The organism is Synechococcus sp. OH20 (assembly GCF_047502685.1).
Taxonomy (GTDB): domain Bacteria; phylum Cyanobacteriota; class Cyanobacteriia; order Thermostichales; family Thermostichaceae; genus Thermostichus.
The window spans coordinates 16,183-34,792 of the sequence record NZ_JANSIQ010000027.1 but is presented as its reverse complement, the minus strand read 5'-3'; the positions used below and the strand labels follow the sequence as shown (position 1 = coordinate 34,792).

Here is an 18,610-nt window from a genome sequence, read left to right as displayed (position 1 = left end):
GCCGGATGCTATCGTGCTGGTCGTTATTGACAACTACGACAGCTTTACCTATAACCTGGTGCAATACCTGGGGGAACTGGGGGCGCAGGTGCGGGTTTTTCGCAATGACCAGCTCTCGGTTGCCGAGCTGTGCCAGCTACAGCCAGAGGGGGTGGTCATTTCCCCCGGGCCGGGACGGCCAGAGGATGCTGGCATCTCGCTGGAGCTGATTCGGGAGCTGGGGCCAAGGCTGCCCATTCTGGGCGTCTGCCTGGGCCACCAGTGCATCGGCCAGGTCTACGGTGGCCAGATCGTGCGCGCCTCTGAGTTGATGCACGGCAAAACTTCCCTGATTTACCACCAAGGGGTGGGGGTGTTTGAGGGGCTAAGCCAGCCTTTTGCGGCAACTCGCTACCACAGCTTGGTCATTGAGCCCTCCACCTGTCCTGACGAGCTAGAGGTGACGGCCCAAACCTGCGATGGCACTATCATGGGGGTGCGCCACCGCCGCTATCCTCACGTTCAGGGGGTGCAGTTTCACCCAGAAAGCATCTTGACCCTGGAAGGCAAGCGCCTGTTGGGCAACTTCCTGCGCCTGGCTCAGCTCCATGTCTCGGGATCGTCCCAGCCAGCGGCTGCCGTCGTCGCGTCAGGGATCCCGTGCCCATGAAGCGTCGCCAGCTTTTGCAAGCCAGCGCCGGCCTGGTGGGATCCCTTGCCGTGGGGGGTCAATGGGCGGTTGCCCAAACGGCCCCTTTCCCAGGGGGATCCCTGGAGTTCACCTCCCAGAGCCTGCAACTGACCTGGCTGCACCACAGTTGCGTTTTGTTCGAGGGGGAGGGCAAGCGCTTTCTGGTCAACCCCTTTCGGCCTGGGGGCTGTACAGCCGGCTACCCTGCTCCCAGCGTTAATGCCGATCTGGTGCTGCTCAGCAGCCGCCTTCTCGACGAAGGGGCCCTGGACGTGGTGCCCGGCAACCCCAGGGTGTTGTTTCAACCCGGGGACTACGTCATCGATGGGATCCGCGTGCAGGGGGTGCGCATGCCGCGGGGCCCTCGCTTTGGCCTCAACGTGGGCTGGCGCTGGCGCATGGCCGGGATCGACATTGTCCATTTGGGGGGGGCTGCTCTGCCGATTGGCCGGGAACAGTCCATCCTGCTGGCTCGCCCTGACCTCTTGCTGGTGCCGGTGGGGGGTGGGCCGAAAAACTACGATCCCGAGGCGGCCAAGGCAGCCATCGAAGTGCTGCAGCCCAAGTTGGTCATCCCGACTATGTATCGCACCGCCGCCGCCGAGGCGTCCCAATGCGAGCTGCAACCTTTAGAAGCGTTTTTGCGCCTATTTTCCGCCGCTGCCGCGCAACCTGCCCTCAGCAACCCGTTGCTGCTTTCGGCCCAGGCCCTGCCCAGCCAAGGGATTGCCATCCTGTTCTTTGAGGAGTAGGGCCATGGAGCGTAGGTGGTGGGCTGTGGGTGCCGGGCTGGGATCCCTGCTGCTGGGAGGGCTGGGGGTCTACGGGTACTCCCTGCCAGAAGATCCTCAAGTCCTGGCCACCGCCAACCCGCTGCGGCTGCAACTGGCTCTCTGGCTGGGGAAAGACGCCAATGTCGTCGAGGAGCGGGGCAAGACGGCTCTGTTCTTCGTCGAAAGCGGCCTCAACACCCGCCTTTTGCTGGCCGCTGGGGCGGATCCCAACTGGTTAGATCGCGGCGGAGCCAGCCCCCTCCACCAAGCTGCCCGCCTGGGCAATCCTGAAGTGACCAAGGCTTTGCTCGAGGGAGGTGCTAACGTCAATGCCCGCTTCGGGGCCGGCGGCCTGCCCCTGCATTTTGCCGCTTGGTCGGGCAACCCCGAGGTGGTGCGGCTGCTGCTGGAGCATGGCTCCGAGATTGACGAGCCGGACGGCTACGGCCTCACCCCCCTGCGCATTGCCCAGGACATGAGGCGCTGGGAAGCGGCGATTCTGCTTTCCCAATGGCCCCGCCCCGAACCATAAGGACAATCGCTGACCCTCAGCAACCCCTCTCTCCTTGTGTTGGGAGTGGGGGGCGAAATGTCTTCATCCCGTTTGAAACAGCTGTACCTTCCCCTGGCTGCCGCTCCAGGGACGACCGAGCGGGAGGTGCCCTGAGACGGCCCTACCACCCCAGCACCCAGGCAAAAATCAAAGGCGCCACGATGGTAGCATCCGACTCGATGACGAACTTAGGTGTGTCAACCCCCAGCTTGCCCCAGGTGATCTTCTCGTTGGGGACTGCCCCCGAGTAGGAGCCGTAGCTGGTGGTGGAGTCGCTGATCTGGCAGAAATAGCCCCACAGGGGGATCCCTTTGCGGCCCAGGTCTTGGTGCAGCATGGGCACCACACAGATGGGGAAATCGCCAGCAATGCCGCCGCCAATCTGGAAGAAGCCGATGGAGCACTCTGCCGAGGTGCGCGTGTACCAGTCCGCCAGGTGGATCATGTACTCAATGCCCGTGCGGACGGTGTGGACATGGCGGATCTCACCGGTAATGCAGTGGGCAGCGTACATGTTGCCGGTGGTGGAGTCTTCCCATCCTGGTACATAGATGGGCAAGTTGGCCTCCATGGCCGCGTAAACCCAGGAATCCCGCGGATTGATCTGGTAGTAGGGCTCCAGCCGGCCGCTGCGCAGGATGCGGTAGATGAACTCGTGGGGGAAGTAGCGCTCCCCGGCCCGGTCGGCAGCGATCCACTCTTCCAGCAGAGCTTTTTCCAGGCGCCGCATCGCCTCTTCTTCCGGGATGCAGGTATCGGTTACCCGGTTCAGGTGCCGCTCCAGCAGCTCCTGCTCCTGCTGCGGGCTGAGGTCGCGGTAGTTGGGCACCCGCTCGTAGAAGTCGTGGGCGATGAGGTTGAAGATGTCTTCCTCCAGGTTGGCGCCGGTGCAGGAGATGGCGTGCACCTTGTCCTGCCGAATCATCTCAGCCAGGGAAAGCCCCAGCTCTGCCGTGCTCATGGCACCGGCTAAGGTCACCATCATCTTGCCGCCTTTTTCCAGGTGAGCACAGTAGCCCTTGGCCGCATCCACCAGGGCGGCGGCGTTAAAGTGGCGAAAGTGATGCTCAACAAATTGGCTGATAGGGCCTTTGGCCACTGCTTCTGGGGTTATCATTGTTGAGTTCCTAAGCGAGACGGGTTCGCCTTCCCAAAGCACAGATTTTACATCCTAACCAAGCCTAAGAGCGCTGGCAAGCTTTTAGGGAGTTTTGGACATTGCCGGCATGGCCATTGCTCTGGAGTACGTTCGCGAAATCTACCATCGGCCGCTGCTGCAGTTGGTGTTCGAGGCGCAAGCGGTGCACCGACAGCACCACCCTCCCAACCGGGTTCAACTCTGCGCCCTTGTCAACATCAAGTCGGGCCGCTGCCCGGAAGACTGCGCCTATTGCCCCCAAAGCGCCCGCTACTCGACAGGGATCGAGACCTACCCCTTGATCTCCCTGGATTCGCTGCGCGAGCAGGCCATGGCTGCTCAAAAAGCCGGTGCCACCCGGCTATGTATGGGCGCTGCTTGCGGTCAGCCCCGGAAGGGGAGGCGTTTGAGCGGGTGCTGGAGATGGTGCGCACGGTACGCGAGCTGGGGATGGAAGCCTGTGTCACTTTGGGGATGGTGTCGGCTGCTCAGGCGCAGCAGTTGGCGACGGCTGGGCTGACGGCCTACAACCACAATCTGGACACCTCGCCAGAGTTCTACCCCCGCATCATCACGACGCGCACCTACCAGGATCGCCTGGAGACTCTGGCCCATGTGGGGGCAGCCGGCCTGCAGATCTGCTGTGGCGGCATTGTCGGCCTTGGGGAGACCGACGAAGACCGAATCGGCCTGCTGCACGTTTTGGCCAACCTGACGCCGCCGCCCACTTCGGTACCCATCAACGCGCTGGTGCCGGTGGCTGGCACGCCCCTGGGCCAGCTTCCCCCTCCCGATCCGCTGCTGCTGGTGCGCACCATCGCCACGGCTCGGCTGCTGCTGCCCAGAGCCCAGATCCGGCTCTCGGCAGGGCGGAAAAACCTGTCCGAGAGCGACCAGGCGCTGTGCTTCTCGGCAGGCGCCAATTCCATCTTCACCGGCGAAAAGTTGTTGACCACGCCTAACCCAGGCTCGGCCGCCGATGCGGCTTTGCTTGAGAAGCTAGGCCTGGAACCCCTCTAGAAGCATTTCCTTTTGCGCCTTTAGGATCCCTAGTTGGATCTAGGCATGTCCCTTCTGTTGTAACAATCTTTTCAGAAAATCTAACCCTTTCTTAACCCTGTCGGCAGCCATGTCAAAATGGTGGCGACAGCGTTCTCCAGGGTTGTTACGTCGGGTTCATGTCTCCTGTCAGCACTGTCGAGCCCCTTGTCAACGTCCAATCGCCTGAGTCAGCTTCTTCTCCTCCAGAGCCCTCGCTTGGGGAGACTGCGGAGCCGACAAGGGGAGGGGGCTTTTGGGGATCCCTGCGGCGCTGGTGGGCGCGCTGGAAACAAAAGCTGCGCCTGGAGACCCAGTTGCTCTTTGTGGCCACGCTGGTGGTCTCGCTGGTGGTGAGCAGCTTCACCTTCTGGGCCGTCAGCACCGTGCAGCAGGATGCCCGCTTTAACGAGGCCCGCTTTGGCCGGGATCTGGGATTGCTGTTGGCAGCCAATGTCGCCCCCCTGATCGCAGAAGATCGCATCGGCGAAGTGGTTCAACTGTCGCGGCAATATTTTGAGAGCACCAGCAGCATTCGCTATTTGCTCTACGCCGACCCGGAGGGGAACATCTACTACGGGATCCCGTTTTCCAACCAGGAGGTGAAAACCTCCCTCAGCCTTACCCGCCGCATGCAACTGCCGGACAACCGCCCGCCTGCCGAGGGCCAGCCGCTGGTGCGCACCCACCTCACCCCTGCCGGGCGGGTGACGGACATTTTTGTCGGCATCTATCATCAGGGCCGCTTTTTGGGCACCCTTGGCCTCGGCATCAACCCCAACCCCGCCCTTGTGCGCTCCACGCAACTGGCGCGGGAGGTCTCGATTGGGGTGTTTTTGGCAGTGTGGGTTCTGGCCATCCTGGGATCCGTGGTCAACGCCCTCACCATCACCTATCCCATCAAAGAACTGGTCAAGGGCGTTCAGGAGATCACCAAGGGCAACTTCAAGCAGCGCATCGACCTGCCCTTTGGGGGAGAGCTGGCCCAGCTCATCGACAGCTTTAACGAGATGGCGGAGCGGCTGCAGAGCTACGAAGAGCAGAACATCGAAGAACTGGCCGCCGCCAAAGCCAAGTTGGAGACGTTGGTCTTTTCCATTGTCGATGCCGCCATTTTGCTGGATGCCGAGTTTCGGGTGCTGCTGCTCAACCCGGCGGCCTCTCGCATGTTCGGCTGGGAAGGGGATCCCGTCTTGGGCAAGCCCTTGCCGGAGCTGTTGCCGGAGGATCTACGGCAGCAGTTGGCCCGCCCCCTGATGCAAATTGCCCGCGGGGATCAAGAGGCAGAAGAAATTCGCGTCAACCTCAGCGGCCCCATCAAGCGCGTCGTTCGCATCCTGCTGTCGCCGGTATCCGACCCGCGGCGGCAAAACCTCAAGGGGATTGTAATGACGGTGCAGGACATTACCCGCGAGGTGGAGCTCAACGAGGCCAAGGCCCAGTTCATCAGCAACATCAGCCACGAGCTGCGTACCCCCCTCTTTAGTATTAAGTCTTTTATCGAGACCCTCTACGAGTACGGCGAGCAGATGTCGCCAGAGGAGCGGCTGGACTATCTGGAAATTGCCAACCGCGAAACCGATCGCCTCACCCGCTTGGTCAACGATGTGTTGGATTTGTCGCGTCTGGAGTCGGGCAAGCAGTACCACTTCGAGGCCGTCGATATCGCGGCGGTGATCGAGCAAACCCTGCGCACCCACCACCTGCAAGCCCGCGACAAAGGGATCCAGTTGCGCAAGTTTGTCGATCCGGATCTGCCCCTGGTGTGGGGCAACTACGATCTGCTGCTGCAGGTGATGACCAATCTTTTGGGCAACGCTCTCAAGTTCACGCCGTCGGGAGGTCTGGTGACGGTGCATGCCCACCTGGTGGTACAGGCGGATGGATCCCCGCAGGCGGTGCGGGTGGCGGTGGCCGATACGGGCATCGGCATCGCCCCGGAGGATCAAGAGCGGATCTTCGACCGCTTTTTCCGCGTCGAGAACCGCGTCCACACTTTGGAGGGCACCGGCCTGGGCCTGGCCATTGTGCGCAACATTCTGGAGAAGCACTACACCCGCGTCTGCCTGGAAAGCAAGCTGGAACAGGGATCCACCTTCTGGTTCGACCTGCACCTATACACCGAAAACGGGCCGCTGGAGTTTGCCGCCCAGCCCGGCGAAACGGATCCCCCCAGTTGCCGCTGGCGGGAGCATCCCCAGCAAACCTCTTAAGGAGCAAAAAGCCCGTACGGCTGCAGGGATCCCTTGTGGTGGCTGTTCTACACTGGAGAAGGTTTTGAGTTGTGAGGGGTTGCTGCCATGCCGCCTCGCTGGCCCCGGAAGCCCTCCCGTCGGGATCCCGAGTTTCGCAAGCTGGATGACCGCTACACCTACGCGGCCCACCTGGCCGTTTTTCTCTGCAGCGCGTCGGGACTGGTGTTTTTCCAGCAGTTGTACCGGGCGGATTGGCCGTGGCTGGTGCCGCTGCTGGGCTGGTGGGGCCTAGGCCTGGGGATCCACAGCTTCTCGATCTTTTTTGTGGCCCGCTACCCTGCCGATCCAGGTTTTGTGGAGCTCCCCCCCGAAGCCAACGAAGACTCTGTAGAAGCCGGCTAGCGGCCTCCCTCAAGGGGAGCCAGGGGAGGAGGGGCGCTGTCGTCGTTGTCGCTGCAGCAGCAGGGGGGAGAGATCGCTTTCGTCGTAGATATCTCCCACCAGCTCTTCCAAAATGTCCTCCAGCGTGATCAGGCCGGTGGTGCCGCCAAACTCATCCACCACGATCCCCAGGTGTTGGCGGGAGCGCAGCATCTCTTTGAGTAACAGGCTGACGCGCTTGGTATCGGGCACAAAAAAAGGCGGGGACATGGCCTTGGTCACCTCGGCATTGCCCTTTTGCTCCAGGTGGCGCAGGGCCTGCTTGAGGTGGATGACGCCGACGATCTCGTCCTTAGATTCCCCCTGCACAGGGATGCGGGAGTAGCCCGTCTCCAGGCAGAGCTTCACCACATCCTGCAGGGTTTTATCGTGGGAGATGGTCTCCATTTTTACTCTAGGTTTGGCCACATCTCCCGCCTGGAGCAAATCCAACGCCAGCGCCCCGCGAAACAGGCGCCGTTTTTGCCAATCCAGCAGCCCCCGTTGCCCCAGCACGTCGATCAACAGCTCCAAATCCTTGAGGGAAGCGGTGGCCGTCAGCGGCGAGAGCTCCAACAGGTTGAACAGCCGGCTGACAATCCATTCAAAGGCGTCGGTAAAAGGGCGCAGCAGCACCGAGAGGATATGGACAGGCCGCACCACCCAGCGGAACACCCCCAGGGGATGACTCACCGCCAGGGACTTTGGGGCTACTTCTCCAAACAGGAGCACCAGGATCGTGGTGGGCACAGTGGCGGCCAAAGCTCCAAACTGGGATCCCAGCAGCTCGATGGAGAGGGCTGTGGCCAGGGCAGCAATGCCGATGTTGACAAAGTTGTTCACCAACAACAGGGTGGTGATCAGCCGTGAGCGCTGTTGTTGGGCCAGTCGATACAAGCCTTGCGGATCCCCTTGTTCCTCGATCAGGGATTCCAGGCGCAAGTTATCCATGGCCGTGATGGCCGTTTCGGCCCCAGAGCAAGCTCCCGAAAGGAGAAGCAAAAAGGCTAAGAGGAAGACATTAACCATAGCGCTCCGTCCGCAACAGCGGAACGGGATCCAGATCCATGTTGCCCAGAGCAGAAAATGGGTAGCTTCGGCCAATGCAAAGAAAAGCGGGTCGGCACATTTTCATCACCAACGGGATCCCATCCGGCACCTCGACACCTCAGCCGTTTCGCCAAAGTTCAGCACTCAACCCAAGGCTCAGAATCCCTAAACACCCACCAACTCCATCTTTTGCGATGAGAGTCTTCATTGAGCAACGAGAGAGCACTCAAGCTGTTCAAACCGACTAGCTTGCTGAAGATCTTGGAAGATCTTGTGAAAAGCTTAACTTATCCTGTGTTGATCCCTAACCGGTTGCTCAAAGCTATTGATCAAAACGGGCTTGGCCGGATCGATCCAAAAGTTGTCGGTACAACATCACAATTTTGTCTTGCACCTCGGATTGGCTCAGGTGATCTGTGTCGATCAGGATGGCGTCGGGAGCAGGCCGCAAGGGAGAGATAAGCCGTTCGCTGTCGCGGCGATCCCGCTGCTCGATTTGGGCTTTCAATTCTTCGAGGGGCACCATTTGCCCTTGGGCTTGGAGTTGCTGTTGCCGGCGTTGGGCTCGTTCGCCCACCGAGGCGGTCAAAAAGACTTTCAGCTCAGCATCGGGAAAGACATAGGTGCCGATATCTCGCCCCTCCAAGACGGCCCCCCCATCCCGGCCAATGCTGCGTTGCCGCTTCACCAGCTCCTGCCGCACCCCCGGCACTGCCGCCACCTGAGAGACCCAGCGGGTCACTTCTGGGGAGCGGATGGCCTGGGTGATTTCTTCGCCATCGGCCCAGATGCGGGTCGGCTCTGCCGAAGAAGTGCCACTTTGCAGGGTGAGCTGGGTTTGGGCAGCCAGTTGGGTCAATTGCTCGGCGTCGTCCAACGGGATCCCCCGCTGCAGCGCCAGCCAGGTGATAGCCCGATACATGGCCCCTGTGTCCAAGTACAAAAGCTGCAGTTGGGCGGCCACTGCCCGCGCCACGGTGGATTTTCCGGCTCCTGCCGGGCCGTCGATGGCAATCAGCGGGCGACGTGGGGTAGAAGCCACCTCCGAGGAAGGCGGTGCCGCGTTTTGTGCTTTCTCGGCCCAGGGATCCCCTTGTGCCGGAGAGAGGAGCAGATTGTCGATCAGGCGAGTTTGCCCCACATAGGCGGCGATGGCCAGCAATCCCTTGTCTTTCACCTCGGCCAGCGGCTGGAGGGTTTGCGGATCCACCAGTTCCAAGTATTGCACCCGCAGTTCAGGGGTGTGCTCCAGCTCGGCACGGGCGGCAGCCAGGATCCCTTCTGCCGAGGGATCCCCCGCCTGCCAATGGTTATACCCCCGACACAAGGCCCGGTACAGGCTGGTGGCCACCTGTCTCTCTTCAGGAGAAAGGTAGCGGTTGCGGGAGCTGCAGGCGAGGCCATCGGCTTCTCGCACGGTGGGGCAGGGGACAATGGTGGTGGGGATCTGCAGATCTTGGACCAGCCGTTGGATGATCGCCAGTTGCTGGGCGTCTTTCTGGCCAAAGTAGGCCCGCTGCGGCTGCACCAAGTTCAGCAGTTGCAGCACGATGGTGGCTACGCCGCGAAAATGCCCCGGTCGGTGGGGGGCACAGAGGGTTTGCAAAAGGGACTCGGGAGGCATGACCCAGGTGCGGTCGCTGCCGGCTGCCGGGCTGGCGCCCATCTCCTGCGGGTCGGGGGCAAACACCACATCCACGCCCGCCGCTTCACACAGGGCCCGATCCCCCTCCTCGTTGCGGGGGTAGCGATCCCAGTCTTCGTTGGGCCCAAATTGCAGCGGGTTGACGAAAATGCTGACCACCGTGCGGTCGCACTCTTGGCGGCAGCGGCGGATCAGGCTGAGATGGCCCTCGTGCAGGGATCCCATCGTGGGCACCAAGCCGATGGTGGATCCCCGCCAGCCAGTTACCTGCTCCCGCAAAGCAGCAACGGTGCGCAGCCAGTGCATCGCCATGCCACCTCACTTCTTCTCCGCCTAACCTACCCAGGGCAACTTTCAAAGACCGATCTTGTTGCCCCGTTGATACTGCCTGTAGGCGGCCACAAACAAGCCCGCCAAGGTGACCAACACCATCCCCAAAACGATCCCCAACAAAATCGGCTCGATCACAACCCCGACCTCCTAGTTCAAACCTAGATCATGTTGACATACTCCCTGTCTTTTAGGGCAGGGATCTTTGACGCTTCACCGACCGACGCCGGCAAACCAGTCCTACAGGGTCTCCACATCGGTTTTGGAGTCAGGCCTTCCATCCCGACTTGGTTGATGTTACTTGAGATATCGATTGGCGCCAGTCGGGACGAAGTCCTCTGCCTGTGACGGATCCCTAGCCCAAAGCAACGCTGAAGAACTCCACCGCTTCTGCCAACACTTCCAAGAAGCGATCTACCTCCGCCAACGTGTTGTACAGGTAAACGCTGGCCCGGGCTGTGGATTGGACTCCCAAATAGCGATGCAGGGGCTGAGTGCAATGGTGCCCCGCTCGAATGGCGATGCCCTGCTCATCCAGCAAGGTAGACAAGTCATGCGGATGGACGGCCTCTACCGAAAAGCTGACCAGCCCTGCCCGTCGCGTCGGATCCTTGGGGCCGTAAACCGTGATACCCGCTATGTTTTGGATCCCGTCCAACAAATGGGCGATCAACCGTTGTTCATGGGCGTGAACCCGCTCCAAGCCGATCTGGCTCAAGTAATCCACGGCTGCCCCCAACCCCACCGCTTGGGCAATCGCCGGCGTGCCGGCCTCAAATTTGTGGGGGATATCCGCATAGGTGGCGTGATCCCAGTACACATCGGCGATCATCTCTCCCCCACCTAAAAAGGGTGGCATCCCTCGCAACAGCTCCCGCCTGCCGTAGAGGATGCCAATCCCCGTTGGGCCACACATCTTATGCCCTGAAAAGGCCAACCAATCGCAATTCAACGCCTGCACATCCACAGGCATGTGAGGCACACTCTGACAAGCATCCAGCAAAACCTTGGCCCCGTAGCGATGGGCCAGCTCCGTGATCTCCTGGACGGGGTTGATGGATCCCAGCATATTGGAAACCTGGGTTACCGCCACCAGGCGGGTGCGGTCGCTGAGCAAAGACCGGTAGTGCTCCAGATCCAACTCTCCTGCTGGCGTGATCTGGATGAACTGGAGGCAGGCTCCCGTCTTCTGGGCCACGAGCTGCCACGGGATCAGGTTGCTGTGGTGCTCCATCACCGAAAGGACGATCTCATCCCCTCGTTCCAAATTGCTCAAACCCCAACTGTAGGCCACCAGATTGATGGCTTCGCTGGCATTGCGGGTGTAAACGATCTCCTGTGGCGAAGCGGCGTTGATAAAACGAGCGATCTTTTCCCGCGCCCCCTCATAGGCATCGGTGGCTTCGTTGCTCAGCGTATGAACCCCACGATGCACGTTGGCGTTGGAGCACCGATAGTACCGATCCATCGCCTGCAAAACTGCCAGTGGCTTTTGAGAAGTGGCAGCGTTGTCAAAGTAGATCAGGGGGTGGCTGTTGACCTGGCGCTGCAAAATCGGAAAGTCCGACCGCACCTGGGCAGCTAGGTCGAAAGAATGGTCCAGCCTAAGAGAAGAAGGGGTGGATACCGCCATAGTCTGCGCAAAAAGCCCGTTTCCCTCAGTATGACATCGCTCTGGGCCAGCCCTCGGAAAACCCATCTGGGATCCCTTCAGTCCTACCCACTCTGCCGTCAGGGCTTGGAAGCCAAAACTTGTCACAAACTGTAATCTTATGTTAAGTTTGTTTACATACAGTGATAAAGGTATTCACAATGCAATCGTCTCCTAGGATTCCTTCGCGCCTGGACTCCGCATCCGTTGCCCAGTACTATGACACCAGCAACGACTGGATCCCCGGCTGGACGGAGCAGGCGGAGCGTTGGAATGGACGCTTGGCCATGTTGGGCTTCGTGATCAGCATGGTTACAGAAGCGGCGCTGGGCCACAGTGTTTTTGCCAGCACTCTCGCTCAGTGGCTGGGTCTGCAATAATCTGCAATAATCCGGTAGAGCCCCATCGGGCATCTCACAGACTTTACCCCTTAGCCTTGAGATGCTGCGGCTCTACCTTAGCTTGAGCTTTTTTGCCCTTCGACTCCTATCTTGACAGGCTGATGATGCTTGAGAATCCCTTTTTCCCCTACATTGCCGTAATGGTGGCTGGGCTGGTAGCTGCTGTTGCGATGGGCTCGATGGCTTTCTTCAACTCCAAGCGCCCTGCCGGCTGGGAAGGCGCCGGTCGCCCGCGGTATGTGCCGCAGTATGGTCAAGACGGCGACACCCCGCCGGAGTGGGAAATTGGCTGGACTGAGAAGGCCGAGCGATGGAACGGACGGCTGGCCATGCTGGGGTTTGCCCTGAGTGTTGTGGTAGAGGCCATTGTGGGCCACAGCGTCTTCGCCTCTGTGTTGGGGATCCGCTGAGCCCGGTGGAAAACTGTCTCGGATAAAAGTTCCTACAGAGCAACAGCTATCCTCTGGCCTCTACCATTTAGTTACCTTTATTTACCATTGAATAATCTTCTTCTGAACGGCTGTCATACACATGGCAACGCGGGCGTTGATCTCATCCTCAGATCCGAAAATATCCAGCTTTTCTTTGAGCCGTTGGATGCAGTTTTGTACGGTCTTCTTGCTGGTGTGAATGCGATCGGCAATGGCCTGATCGGTGAGGGCCTCTTTGCAGAGTAAGTTCAAGACCTCAATTTCCCGTTCTGTCAGCTTCGTGAGACCACGCAACTCCCGCGGCATACGCAATTCTCCATTCAGGGCGCTTTTGGCTCCCTCCAAAAACACAGTCCGCCGTTCCATTTTGTTAACCGCGGCAAACCCGCCCTGGTGTTTGCTGATCAAGCCCACCAATGGAGTCAGCAGTAGCGGCTCACTGGAATAGGCCATCACGTTCAGGGTGGGGTAGTTCTCAAAGATGTGGCGCAGGAACTCTAGGCCAGGCTCGGCAGACTGTTCGCCGCTGGTTTGACCGTAGAGCAAGTCCGCCACGACCAAATCCGGCTGTTCCCGCTGCAGGCGCAGGATGGCGTCCATGGGATTGCTGACCGTGATGCACTGAGCATCGGCTGCAATCCGCTGCAGCCACTCGCAGTTGTTTTGAGCCACCTCGGGATGATCTTCGACGATCAAAAACTTGAGGGGGGTAGTTGGGCTTTCAACCTCGGACATCAGTCCACTCCTCTAAGTTCACCATCGGCCGTATGGGAACAGCCGGAACATTTCTACAGACAGGGGATCCCAACTGTAAGCATGGCTCCCAGCAGACCACTCCAGTGTAGCCTCAAGTGGGGTTTTAGAGGTGAGTCTGAGGGGTAGGAAGAGACAGGTTAAGCTAGAGGGTGATGTCAACCGGATCTCAACTGTGGTACCTCTGCAAGACCGCAACCCAACCACCCGCACGGCCTACGTCACCTATGCCCTGGTGCTCATCAACATCTTGGTTTTTGTGTATGAGCTTACCTTATCGCCGCGAGAGTTGGTGGCTTTTTTCCGAGAGTGGGCAGTGGTACCGGTAGAGTTGACGGCGAGTTTTCGAGGGGAGGTCACTTCTTCGCTGCGCCCCGAATGGATGACCCTATTCACCTCGCAATTTTTGCATGGGGGCTTTCTCCATATTGGTGGGAACATGCTCTTTTTGTGGGTTTTCGGCAACAATGTTGAGGATCGCTTGGGGCATGTGCGCTACCTCATTTTTTACCTGACTTGTGGAGCTTTGGCCGCCCTAACCCAGTGGTTTTTCGATATGGAATCCACCATTCCTTCGCTGGGGGCAAGTGGGGCCATTGCCGGGGTGTTGGGAGCCTATATCTTGCGTTTTCCACAAGCTGAGATCTTGACCCTGGTGCCTCTGGGCATTTTCATTACAACCATCTATGTTCCCGCCTGGGTGTTCCTGGGTTTTTGGTTTGTGCAACAGGCGTTTTACGGCATCGCCAGCCTGCAGACGCCCATCAACATCGGCATGCAGGGGGGAGGGATTGCCTACTGGGCCCACGCGGGCGGCTTTGTGTTTGGGGCCATCTTGGGGCCGTTGATGGGGTTATTTTCTGGCAAAAGCCCTTATGACCGCCAAATGACTTGGCAACAACGGGACAGGGATCTGTTTTGATCGGCTTTGATACTTTACTGAGCCTATTGTTAATCAAATAGCAGCGTGATAGGAGCAAGCTATGGTCAGTCTATCTGCCAAGCCTCTAACTCTGGAAGACTTTCTACAACAGCCGGAAACTCAGCCTGCCAGCGAGTTTATTGAAGGAGAAATTATCCAGAAGCCTATGCCACAGGGAAAGCATAGCCGTCTCCAACTAAAACTGGGCAGCTTCATTAACGAGATGTTGGAGCCTTCTCAACTGGGAATGGCATTTCCAGAGCTGCGCTGCACTTTTGCCGGATATGCGATTGTGCCCGATATTTCTGTGATCGCCTGGGAGCGGATCCCTGTGGATGAAGATGGCACCATTCAAAATTTCATCCCCTTTTGCCCAGATTGGATCATCGAGATTCTCTCTCCCGATCAAGATCAAATGAAGCTGGTCAAAAAGATCTTGATTGGCTTGGCCCACGGCTGCCAGATGGGGTGGATCGTGGCCCCCGAAGAAAGGGTCGTTTTCGCCTATCCTGCCGGACAGCAGCCAACAGTGCATGAGGATCCGCAAGAGGTTATCCCCGTTCCCGCTTTTGCTCAAGGGATCCAACTGACGATCGGGACATTGTTTGGCTGGATGCGAGTTCAAGGCGGCGAGAGCCGCAAGCCCATTGGAGAAAAAAGCCAAGGCTAGCTACACCGGCTTCCCTCTCCTCAATTTGGCTCAGTGTTGTAAAGGGCAGGGGCTTGGGCAACCGTCGCTCCGAGGGAGGAGAGTTCCTGGCGCAGCAAGGCCACCAGGGCATTGGTGGACTGGTCGTAGAGGCTAGTGACCAGCTTGGGATAAAACCCGATGCCGATGATGGGGATCAGCAGGCAGGCGATGATGAACACCTCCCGCGGCTCGGCATCCACCAATTCTTCATGTTCGGTCAGCTCTTTGTTTTCCGGGCCAAAGAAGATCTGCCGCAACATCGACAGCAGGTAGATAGGAGTCAGGATCACGCCAACTGCTGCCAGGAACACCACCACCAGCCGGAAGGGGAGAGAGTAGGCATCGGTGGTGGCCATGCCGATGAACACCATCAGCTCGGCCACAAAGCCGCTCATCCCCGGCAGAGCCAGAGAGGCCAGCGAGCAAGTGGTGAACATCGAGAAAATCTTGGGCATCTTCAGGCCGACGCCGCCCATTTCCTCCAGCTCCAGCGTGTGGGTGCGGTCGTAGGTGGCCCCCACCAAGAAGAACAGGCTGGCCCCGATCAGCCCGTGGGAGATCATCTGCAACATGGCGCCGCTCATGCCGATTTCGGTCAGGGATCCGATGCCGATGAGGACAAAGCCCATGTGGCTGATGGAGGAGTAGGCGATCTTCCGCTTCAGGTTGCGCTGGGCAAAGGAGGTGAGGGCAGCAAAGATGATGTTCACCACCCCCAGCACGATCAGCACCGGCGCAAAGTAGAGGTGGGCATCCGGCAGCATGCCCACATTCATGCGCATCAGGGCATAGCCCCCCATCTTGAGCAGGATCCCGGCCAGCAACATGTGAACCGGCGCCGTGGCTTCGCCGTGGGCATCGGGCAGCCAGGTGTGCAGGGGGAAGACGGGCAGCTTCACCCCATAAGCAATCAGGAAAGCCCCATACATCAGCAACTGGAAGCTCAGCGGATAGGCCTTGTGGGCCAGATCCGTCATGTCAAAGCTGATGGGATCCCCGTAGAAGGCCATGGCCAAGCCCGCCACCAGGATAAACAGCGAGCTGAGGGCGGTGTAGAGGATGAACTTGGTGGCCGCATAGAGGCGGTTGTATCCCCCCCAAATGGAGAGGAGCAAATAGACCGGGATCAGCTCCAGCTCCCACATCAGGAAAAACAGCAGCATATCCTGCACGGCAAACACCCCGATCTGGCCGCCGTACATGGCCAACATGAGAAAGTAAAACAGGCGCGGCTTGAGGGTGACCGGCCAGGCGGCCAAGATGGCAAGCGTGGTAATAAAAGCCGTGAGCAGAATGAGCGGCATGGAGAGGCCATCGGCCCCCACCGACCAGCTTAGCCCCACCTGCGGCACCCAGGTGTAGCGCTCCAGCAGTTGCAAGCCCGTCTGGGCGGGATCGTAGCCGACATAAAAGCCAGCCAGCAGAATCAGCAGATCGGTGACTGCGATGAACAAAGCAAACCAGCGGATCCGCTCGGCCAACTTTTGCGCGTAGGCGCGGGTACTGGGATCCCCAGCCGGCGCCGGGATCAACGGGATAAAGAGAGCGGCCAACACAGGGTACACAATGACCGTGGTCAGCCAGGGGAACTCGTTCAAGCTGGGCAGCGCCATCGATAGAACCTCGTTCATGCCATACGATCCAAGAGAACCACTGCCGGCCACAACCCGACAGCCCTCTTCCAGGATTGCCGTTGAGTATCTATGCTTAGCAAATCCACAGAATTATCTTAAGACTCTTCCTCCCTTTCCGCCGGCGTTCCTGGAAAGTGGTATCTGTGAAGGGTGAACCCAAAAAGCAAAGACCATCCCCCAGTAGCCTCACAAGGTATCCGAACCCATCATGCCTCAGCCCAAACTCATTATCCACGGCGGAGCCGGCAGTGCCCTAGAAGGAGAAGACAGCCTGGAAAAGGTGAGGAGATCCCTGCGGCAGGTGGTGGAAAGTACCTATGCGCTGCTGTTGGCAGGGCAAGCGGCAGAGGCGGCTGTCTTACATGCCTGCCAACTGCTGGAAGATGATCCCCTCTACAACGCCGGCACAGGATCGGTCTTGCAGTCGGATGGGCAGATCCGCATGAGCGCCGCCCTCATGAACGGGGCCACCCAGTCTTTTAGTGGGGTGATCAACGTCAGCCGGGTTCAGCATCCCATCCTCCTGGCCCAGGCTTTGCAATCCAGCCCGGATCGGGTGGTGGCCGAACAGGGGGCAGCAGAGCTGGCGCGGGAACTGAAGTTGCCGGTCTATGACCCGACCACTCTCAAGCGGCTGCAGGAGTGGGTGCAGTTGCGCCAGACCCATCCCCCCTCAAGGGTGCTCACCGCCCTGGCCATGGGCACGGTTGGAGCGGTGGCGCTGGATCAACAGGGGCGCATTTGTGTTGGCACCTCCACCGGCGGGCGGGGGTTTGAGCGGGTGGGGCGGGTGAGCGATTCGGCCACGCCCGCAGGAACCTACGCCAGTGCGGCAGCGGGAGTCAGTTGCACCGGTGTTGGGGAAGATATTTTGGATGAGAGCTTGGCGGCACGGATTGTCATTCGAGTGGAAGATGGCCTCAGCCTGAAAGCGGCCATGGCCAAGTCTTTTCAAGAGGCCCGCCAACGGCGCCGCTCCCTTGGGGCCATTGCTCTATCGCGCTTGGGCGAGATTGCCTGGGATACCACCACCGACCTGCTGCTGGCCGCCTACCACGATGGGCAGGGGATCGGTTTGACGATCTAAACTTCCAACCGAGCTTGCGCAATTCCGCCTGGACAAGCTCGAGGCAGTTGGATAAGAGTAAAGATAGTACTTAAACAAACCAAGTCTGCTCCTGCGCGGGCAGCGATGGGGAGCCCCGACCTATGGCACTTCATGCGGAGTTGCACCGCCACCTGGGCGGTTCTGTCGTCCCTCGGATTCTGTGGCGCTACTTGCATCGCCAGGGATCCCCTCTGGCGGAGCGCTTTCCCACCTATGCCGAGTTTGAAGAGTTCTACACCCGCCCGCGCAACACCCTTGAAGATTACTTGGAGCTGCACACGCTGGTGGAACAGGTGCAAACCCTGGAAAGCTTACCCTATTTCATCTACCGTCTGCTGCGGGGAGCCTATGTATTTGAGGATCTGGCCTACCTAGAAATTCGTTACACCCCCTACCTGCGCACGGATCCCAGCCTAGACGAGGCAGATCGCCTCAAGCAAATGCGCCAGGTAATCGAGACGGTGGGACGGGCCAGCCAGCAGCGGGAATACCCCATTGTTACCACTCAGATTGTGTGTTTGCACTCCCGCCTCCCCAGCCACATCAACCGGGCTATGGTTGAAGCTGCTGCCGAGTCGGAATATGTGAGTGCCATCGACCTGGCTGGGGGAGACAAGCCTTACGGCGAACGCATGGACGAGTGGATCGAGCTATTCAAGTATGCCTTGGCCCGCGGCCTGAAGACCACTGCCCACCTCTACGAGACGTTGGATGGCTGCTACCCAGAGCTGCTGCCCTATGTCTCGCGGATTGGCCACGGCATTCAAATTCCCCTTCACTATCCAGAGTTGCTGCCGGAGCTGGCGCGGCGAGGACAATGCCTGGAAGTTTGTCCCACCACCTATCTAAAAACGGGCACCTTGTCCAGTTTGGATCCCCTCAAGATTGTGTTTGATCGCTGCTTTGAGGCAGGGGTAGATATCGCCATCTGCACCGACAACGCCGGCTTGCACAATGTGCGCCTGCCGTTTGAGTACGAGAACCTGCTCACCCACGACATTATCGATTTCGAGCAGCTCAAACACTGTCAGGAAGCAGCTTTTCGCCACGCTTTTGCCTGGCCTTATAAGGGGCGCCCGGCCTCTCTGTTGTCGGAGTTACAGCAGGGGGTATCTGCTTCTTTGGTAGCCCTCTGATCGCGTCAGCGGGACGGAGTCCTTGTCCTTTATTCCGACTTCTCAAAAACGAGGGTAGAGATCCGCACCAA

General features: G+C 59.3%; 18 protein-coding genes and 1 pseudogene. 12 read left to right on the top strand and 7 right to left on the bottom strand.

Annotated elements, in window-relative coordinates; translation table 11 throughout:
* Positions 1–13 precede the first annotated feature (13 nt).
* The 3 genes from NW826_RS05995 to NW826_RS05985 are packed head-to-tail and all read left to right on the top strand — an operon-like array spanning position 14 to position 1,975.
* Entirely contained in the window at positions 14–649 is a 636-nt protein-coding gene (locus NW826_RS05995) for an anthranilate synthase component II (RefSeq protein WP_414509674.1), read from the top strand.
* Positions 646–1,422: an MBL fold metallo-hydrolase gene (locus NW826_RS05990; RefSeq protein WP_414509673.1), complete on the top strand. Its 777-nt coding sequence runs from the start codon at positions 646–648 to the stop codon at positions 1,420–1,422. Before NW826_RS05995 ends, NW826_RS05990 begins: the two co-directional genes overlap by 4 nt.
* Before the next feature lie 4 nt (positions 1,423–1,426).
* A complete protein-coding gene (locus NW826_RS05985; RefSeq protein ID WP_414509672.1) occupies positions 1,427–1,975 on the top strand; it encodes an ankyrin repeat domain-containing protein in 549 nt (182 codons plus the stop codon).
* 142 nt (positions 1,976–2,117) lie between these two features.
* Here NW826_RS05985 and NW826_RS05980 read toward each other — a convergent pair whose 3' ends face one another.
* Positions 2,118–3,113, bottom strand: coding sequence for a deoxyhypusine synthase family protein (locus NW826_RS05980; RefSeq protein WP_414509671.1), 996 nt, complete (start codon positions 3,111–3,113; stop codon positions 2,118–2,120).
* Positions 3,114–3,222: 109 nt separating this feature from the next.
* Here NW826_RS05980 and bioB point away from each other — a divergent pair.
* The 3 genes and pseudogenes from bioB to NW826_RS05965 all read left to right on the top strand — a co-directional run bounded on the left by bioB (position 3,223) and on the right by NW826_RS05965 (position 6,769).
* Positions 3,223–4,154, top strand: a pseudogene (gene bioB, locus NW826_RS05975) (biotin synthase BioB).
* Between the two features lie 158 nt (positions 4,155–4,312).
* Positions 4,313–6,385, top strand: coding sequence for an ATP-binding protein (locus NW826_RS05970; RefSeq protein WP_414509670.1), 2,073 nt, complete (start codon positions 4,313–4,315; stop codon positions 6,383–6,385).
* Between the two features lie 87 nt (positions 6,386–6,472).
* The gene (locus tag NW826_RS05965) at positions 6,473–6,769 is read left to right on the top strand and encodes a 2TM domain-containing protein (RefSeq protein WP_414332633.1); all 297 of its coding nucleotides are present in this window, start codon (positions 6,473–6,475) and stop codon (positions 6,767–6,769) included.
* Positions 6,770–6,778: 9 nt separating this feature from the next.
* Here the strand turns inward: NW826_RS05965 and NW826_RS05960 are convergent, their stop codons facing one another.
* From NW826_RS05960 to NW826_RS05945, 4 genes are all read right to left on the bottom strand, one after another.
* Positions 6,779–7,816: a hemolysin family protein gene (locus NW826_RS05960; protein WP_414332631.1), complete on the bottom strand. Its 1,038-nt coding sequence runs from the start codon at positions 7,814–7,816 to the stop codon at positions 6,779–6,781.
* Positions 7,817–8,159: 343 nt separating this feature from the next.
* Positions 8,160–9,788 carry a bifunctional pantoate--beta-alanine ligase/(d)CMP kinase gene (locus NW826_RS05955; RefSeq protein ID WP_414509681.1) on the bottom strand — a complete coding sequence of 543 codons (1,629 nt, stop codon included), beginning with the start codon at positions 9,786–9,788 and terminating at the stop codon, positions 8,160–8,162.
* Positions 9,789–9,836: 48 nt separating this feature from the next.
* On the bottom strand, positions 9,837–9,950 hold the full coding sequence (petG, locus tag NW826_RS05950; protein ID WP_414332627.1) for a cytochrome b6-f complex subunit V: 114 nt from the start codon (positions 9,948–9,950) through the stop codon (positions 9,837–9,839).
* 217 nt (positions 9,951–10,167) lie between these two features.
* Positions 10,168–11,445, bottom strand: a complete 1,278-nt coding sequence (locus tag NW826_RS05945) for a cysteine desulfurase (protein WP_414509669.1) — start codon at positions 11,443–11,445, stop codon at positions 10,168–10,170.
* 179 nt (positions 11,446–11,624) lie between these two features.
* On the opposite strand from NW826_RS05945, the gene NW826_RS05940 reads away from it, so the two are divergent.
* Positions 11,625–11,843 carry a chlorophyll a/b-binding protein gene (locus NW826_RS05940; protein WP_414332623.1) on the top strand — a complete coding sequence of 73 codons (219 nt, stop codon included), beginning with the start codon at positions 11,625–11,627 and terminating at the stop codon, positions 11,841–11,843.
* Positions 11,844–11,965: 122 nt separating this feature from the next.
* Positions 11,966–12,274, top strand: coding sequence for a photosystem II assembly protein Psb35 (psb35, locus tag NW826_RS05935; protein ID WP_414332621.1), 309 nt, complete (start codon positions 11,966–11,968; stop codon positions 12,272–12,274).
* An 81-nt stretch (positions 12,275–12,355) separates the two neighbouring features.
* Here the strand turns inward: psb35 and NW826_RS05930 are convergent, their stop codons facing one another.
* Positions 12,356–13,030 carry a response regulator transcription factor gene (locus NW826_RS05930; RefSeq protein ID WP_414332619.1) on the bottom strand — a complete coding sequence of 225 codons (675 nt, stop codon included), beginning with the start codon at positions 13,028–13,030 and terminating at the stop codon, positions 12,356–12,358.
* A gap of 193 nt (positions 13,031–13,223) precedes the next feature.
* Here NW826_RS05930 and NW826_RS05925 point away from each other — a divergent pair, with 193 nt between their 5' ends.
* Together NW826_RS05925 and NW826_RS05920 are read left to right on the top strand one after the other, a co-directional pair.
* Positions 13,224–13,970, top strand: coding sequence for a rhomboid family intramembrane serine protease (locus NW826_RS05925; RefSeq protein ID WP_414332617.1), 747 nt, complete (start codon positions 13,224–13,226; stop codon positions 13,968–13,970).
* A gap of 61 nt (positions 13,971–14,031) precedes the next feature.
* Positions 14,032–14,640, top strand: a complete 609-nt coding sequence (locus tag NW826_RS05920) for a Uma2 family endonuclease (RefSeq protein ID WP_414332615.1) — start codon at positions 14,032–14,034, stop codon at positions 14,638–14,640.
* Positions 14,641–14,660: 20 nt separating this feature from the next.
* On the opposite strand, the gene NW826_RS05915 is transcribed toward NW826_RS05920, so the two are convergent.
* Positions 14,661–16,274: an NAD(P)H-quinone oxidoreductase subunit 4 gene (locus NW826_RS05915; RefSeq protein ID WP_414332693.1), complete on the bottom strand. Its 1,614-nt coding sequence runs from the start codon at positions 16,272–16,274 to the stop codon at positions 14,661–14,663.
* A 229-nt stretch (positions 16,275–16,503) separates the two neighbouring features.
* Here NW826_RS05915 and NW826_RS05910 point away from each other — a divergent pair, with 229 nt between their 5' ends.
* Both NW826_RS05910 and NW826_RS05905 read left to right on the top strand, forming a co-directional pair.
* On the top strand, positions 16,504–17,382 hold the full coding sequence (locus NW826_RS05910) for an isoaspartyl peptidase/L-asparaginase (RefSeq protein ID WP_414332613.1): 879 nt from the start codon (positions 16,504–16,506) through the stop codon (positions 17,380–17,382).
* A 122-nt stretch (positions 17,383–17,504) separates the two neighbouring features.
* Positions 17,505–18,539, top strand: coding sequence for an adenosine deaminase (locus tag NW826_RS05905; RefSeq protein ID WP_414348888.1), 1,035 nt, complete (start codon positions 17,505–17,507; stop codon positions 18,537–18,539).
* The last annotated feature ends 71 nt before the right edge of the window (positions 18,540–18,610 follow it).

What these genes read in the sequence shown, in the direction of transcription:
- NW826_RS05915 (WP_414332693.1), bottom strand. Translation starts at nt 16,274, where the DNA reads ATGGCGCTGCCCAGCTTGAACGAGTTCCCCTGGCTGACCACGGTCATT.
- NW826_RS05960 (WP_414332631.1), bottom strand. Translation starts at nt 7,816, where the DNA reads ATGGTTAATGTCTTCCTCTTAGCCTTTTTGCTTCTCCTTTCGGGAGCT.
- NW826_RS05955 (WP_414509681.1), bottom strand. Translation starts at nt 9,788, where the DNA reads ATGCACTGGCTGCGCACCGTTGCTGCTTTGCGGGAGCAGGTAACTGGC.
- NW826_RS05985 (WP_414509672.1), top strand. Translation starts at nt 1,427, where the DNA reads ATGGAGCGTAGGTGGTGGGCTGTGGGTGCCGGGCTGGGATCCCTGCTG.
- NW826_RS05905 (WP_414348888.1), top strand. Translation starts at nt 17,505, where the DNA reads ATGGCACTTCATGCGGAGTTGCACCGCCACCTGGGCGGTTCTGTCGTC.
- NW826_RS05920 (WP_414332615.1), top strand. Translation starts at nt 14,032, where the DNA reads ATGGTCAGTCTATCTGCCAAGCCTCTAACTCTGGAAGACTTTCTACAA.
- NW826_RS05910 (WP_414332613.1), top strand. Translation starts at nt 16,504, where the DNA reads ATGCCTCAGCCCAAACTCATTATCCACGGCGGAGCCGGCAGTGCCCTA.
- psb35 (WP_414332621.1), top strand. Translation starts at nt 11,966, where the DNA reads ATGATGCTTGAGAATCCCTTTTTCCCCTACATTGCCGTAATGGTGGCT.
- NW826_RS05970 (WP_414509670.1), top strand. Translation starts at nt 4,313, where the DNA reads ATGTCTCCTGTCAGCACTGTCGAGCCCCTTGTCAACGTCCAATCGCCT.
- NW826_RS05980 (WP_414509671.1), bottom strand. Translation starts at nt 3,113, where the DNA reads ATGATAACCCCAGAAGCAGTGGCCAAAGGCCCTATCAGCCAATTTGTT.
- NW826_RS05945 (WP_414509669.1), bottom strand. Translation starts at nt 11,445, where the DNA reads ATGGCGGTATCCACCCCTTCTTCTCTTAGGCTGGACCATTCTTTCGAC.
- NW826_RS05990 (WP_414509673.1), top strand. Translation starts at nt 646, where the DNA reads ATGAAGCGTCGCCAGCTTTTGCAAGCCAGCGCCGGCCTGGTGGGATCC.
- NW826_RS05965 (WP_414332633.1), top strand. Translation starts at nt 6,473, where the DNA reads ATGCCGCCTCGCTGGCCCCGGAAGCCCTCCCGTCGGGATCCCGAGTTT.
- NW826_RS05940 (WP_414332623.1), top strand. Translation starts at nt 11,625, where the DNA reads ATGCAATCGTCTCCTAGGATTCCTTCGCGCCTGGACTCCGCATCCGTT.
- NW826_RS05930 (WP_414332619.1), bottom strand. Translation starts at nt 13,030, where the DNA reads ATGTCCGAGGTTGAAAGCCCAACTACCCCCCTCAAGTTTTTGATCGTC.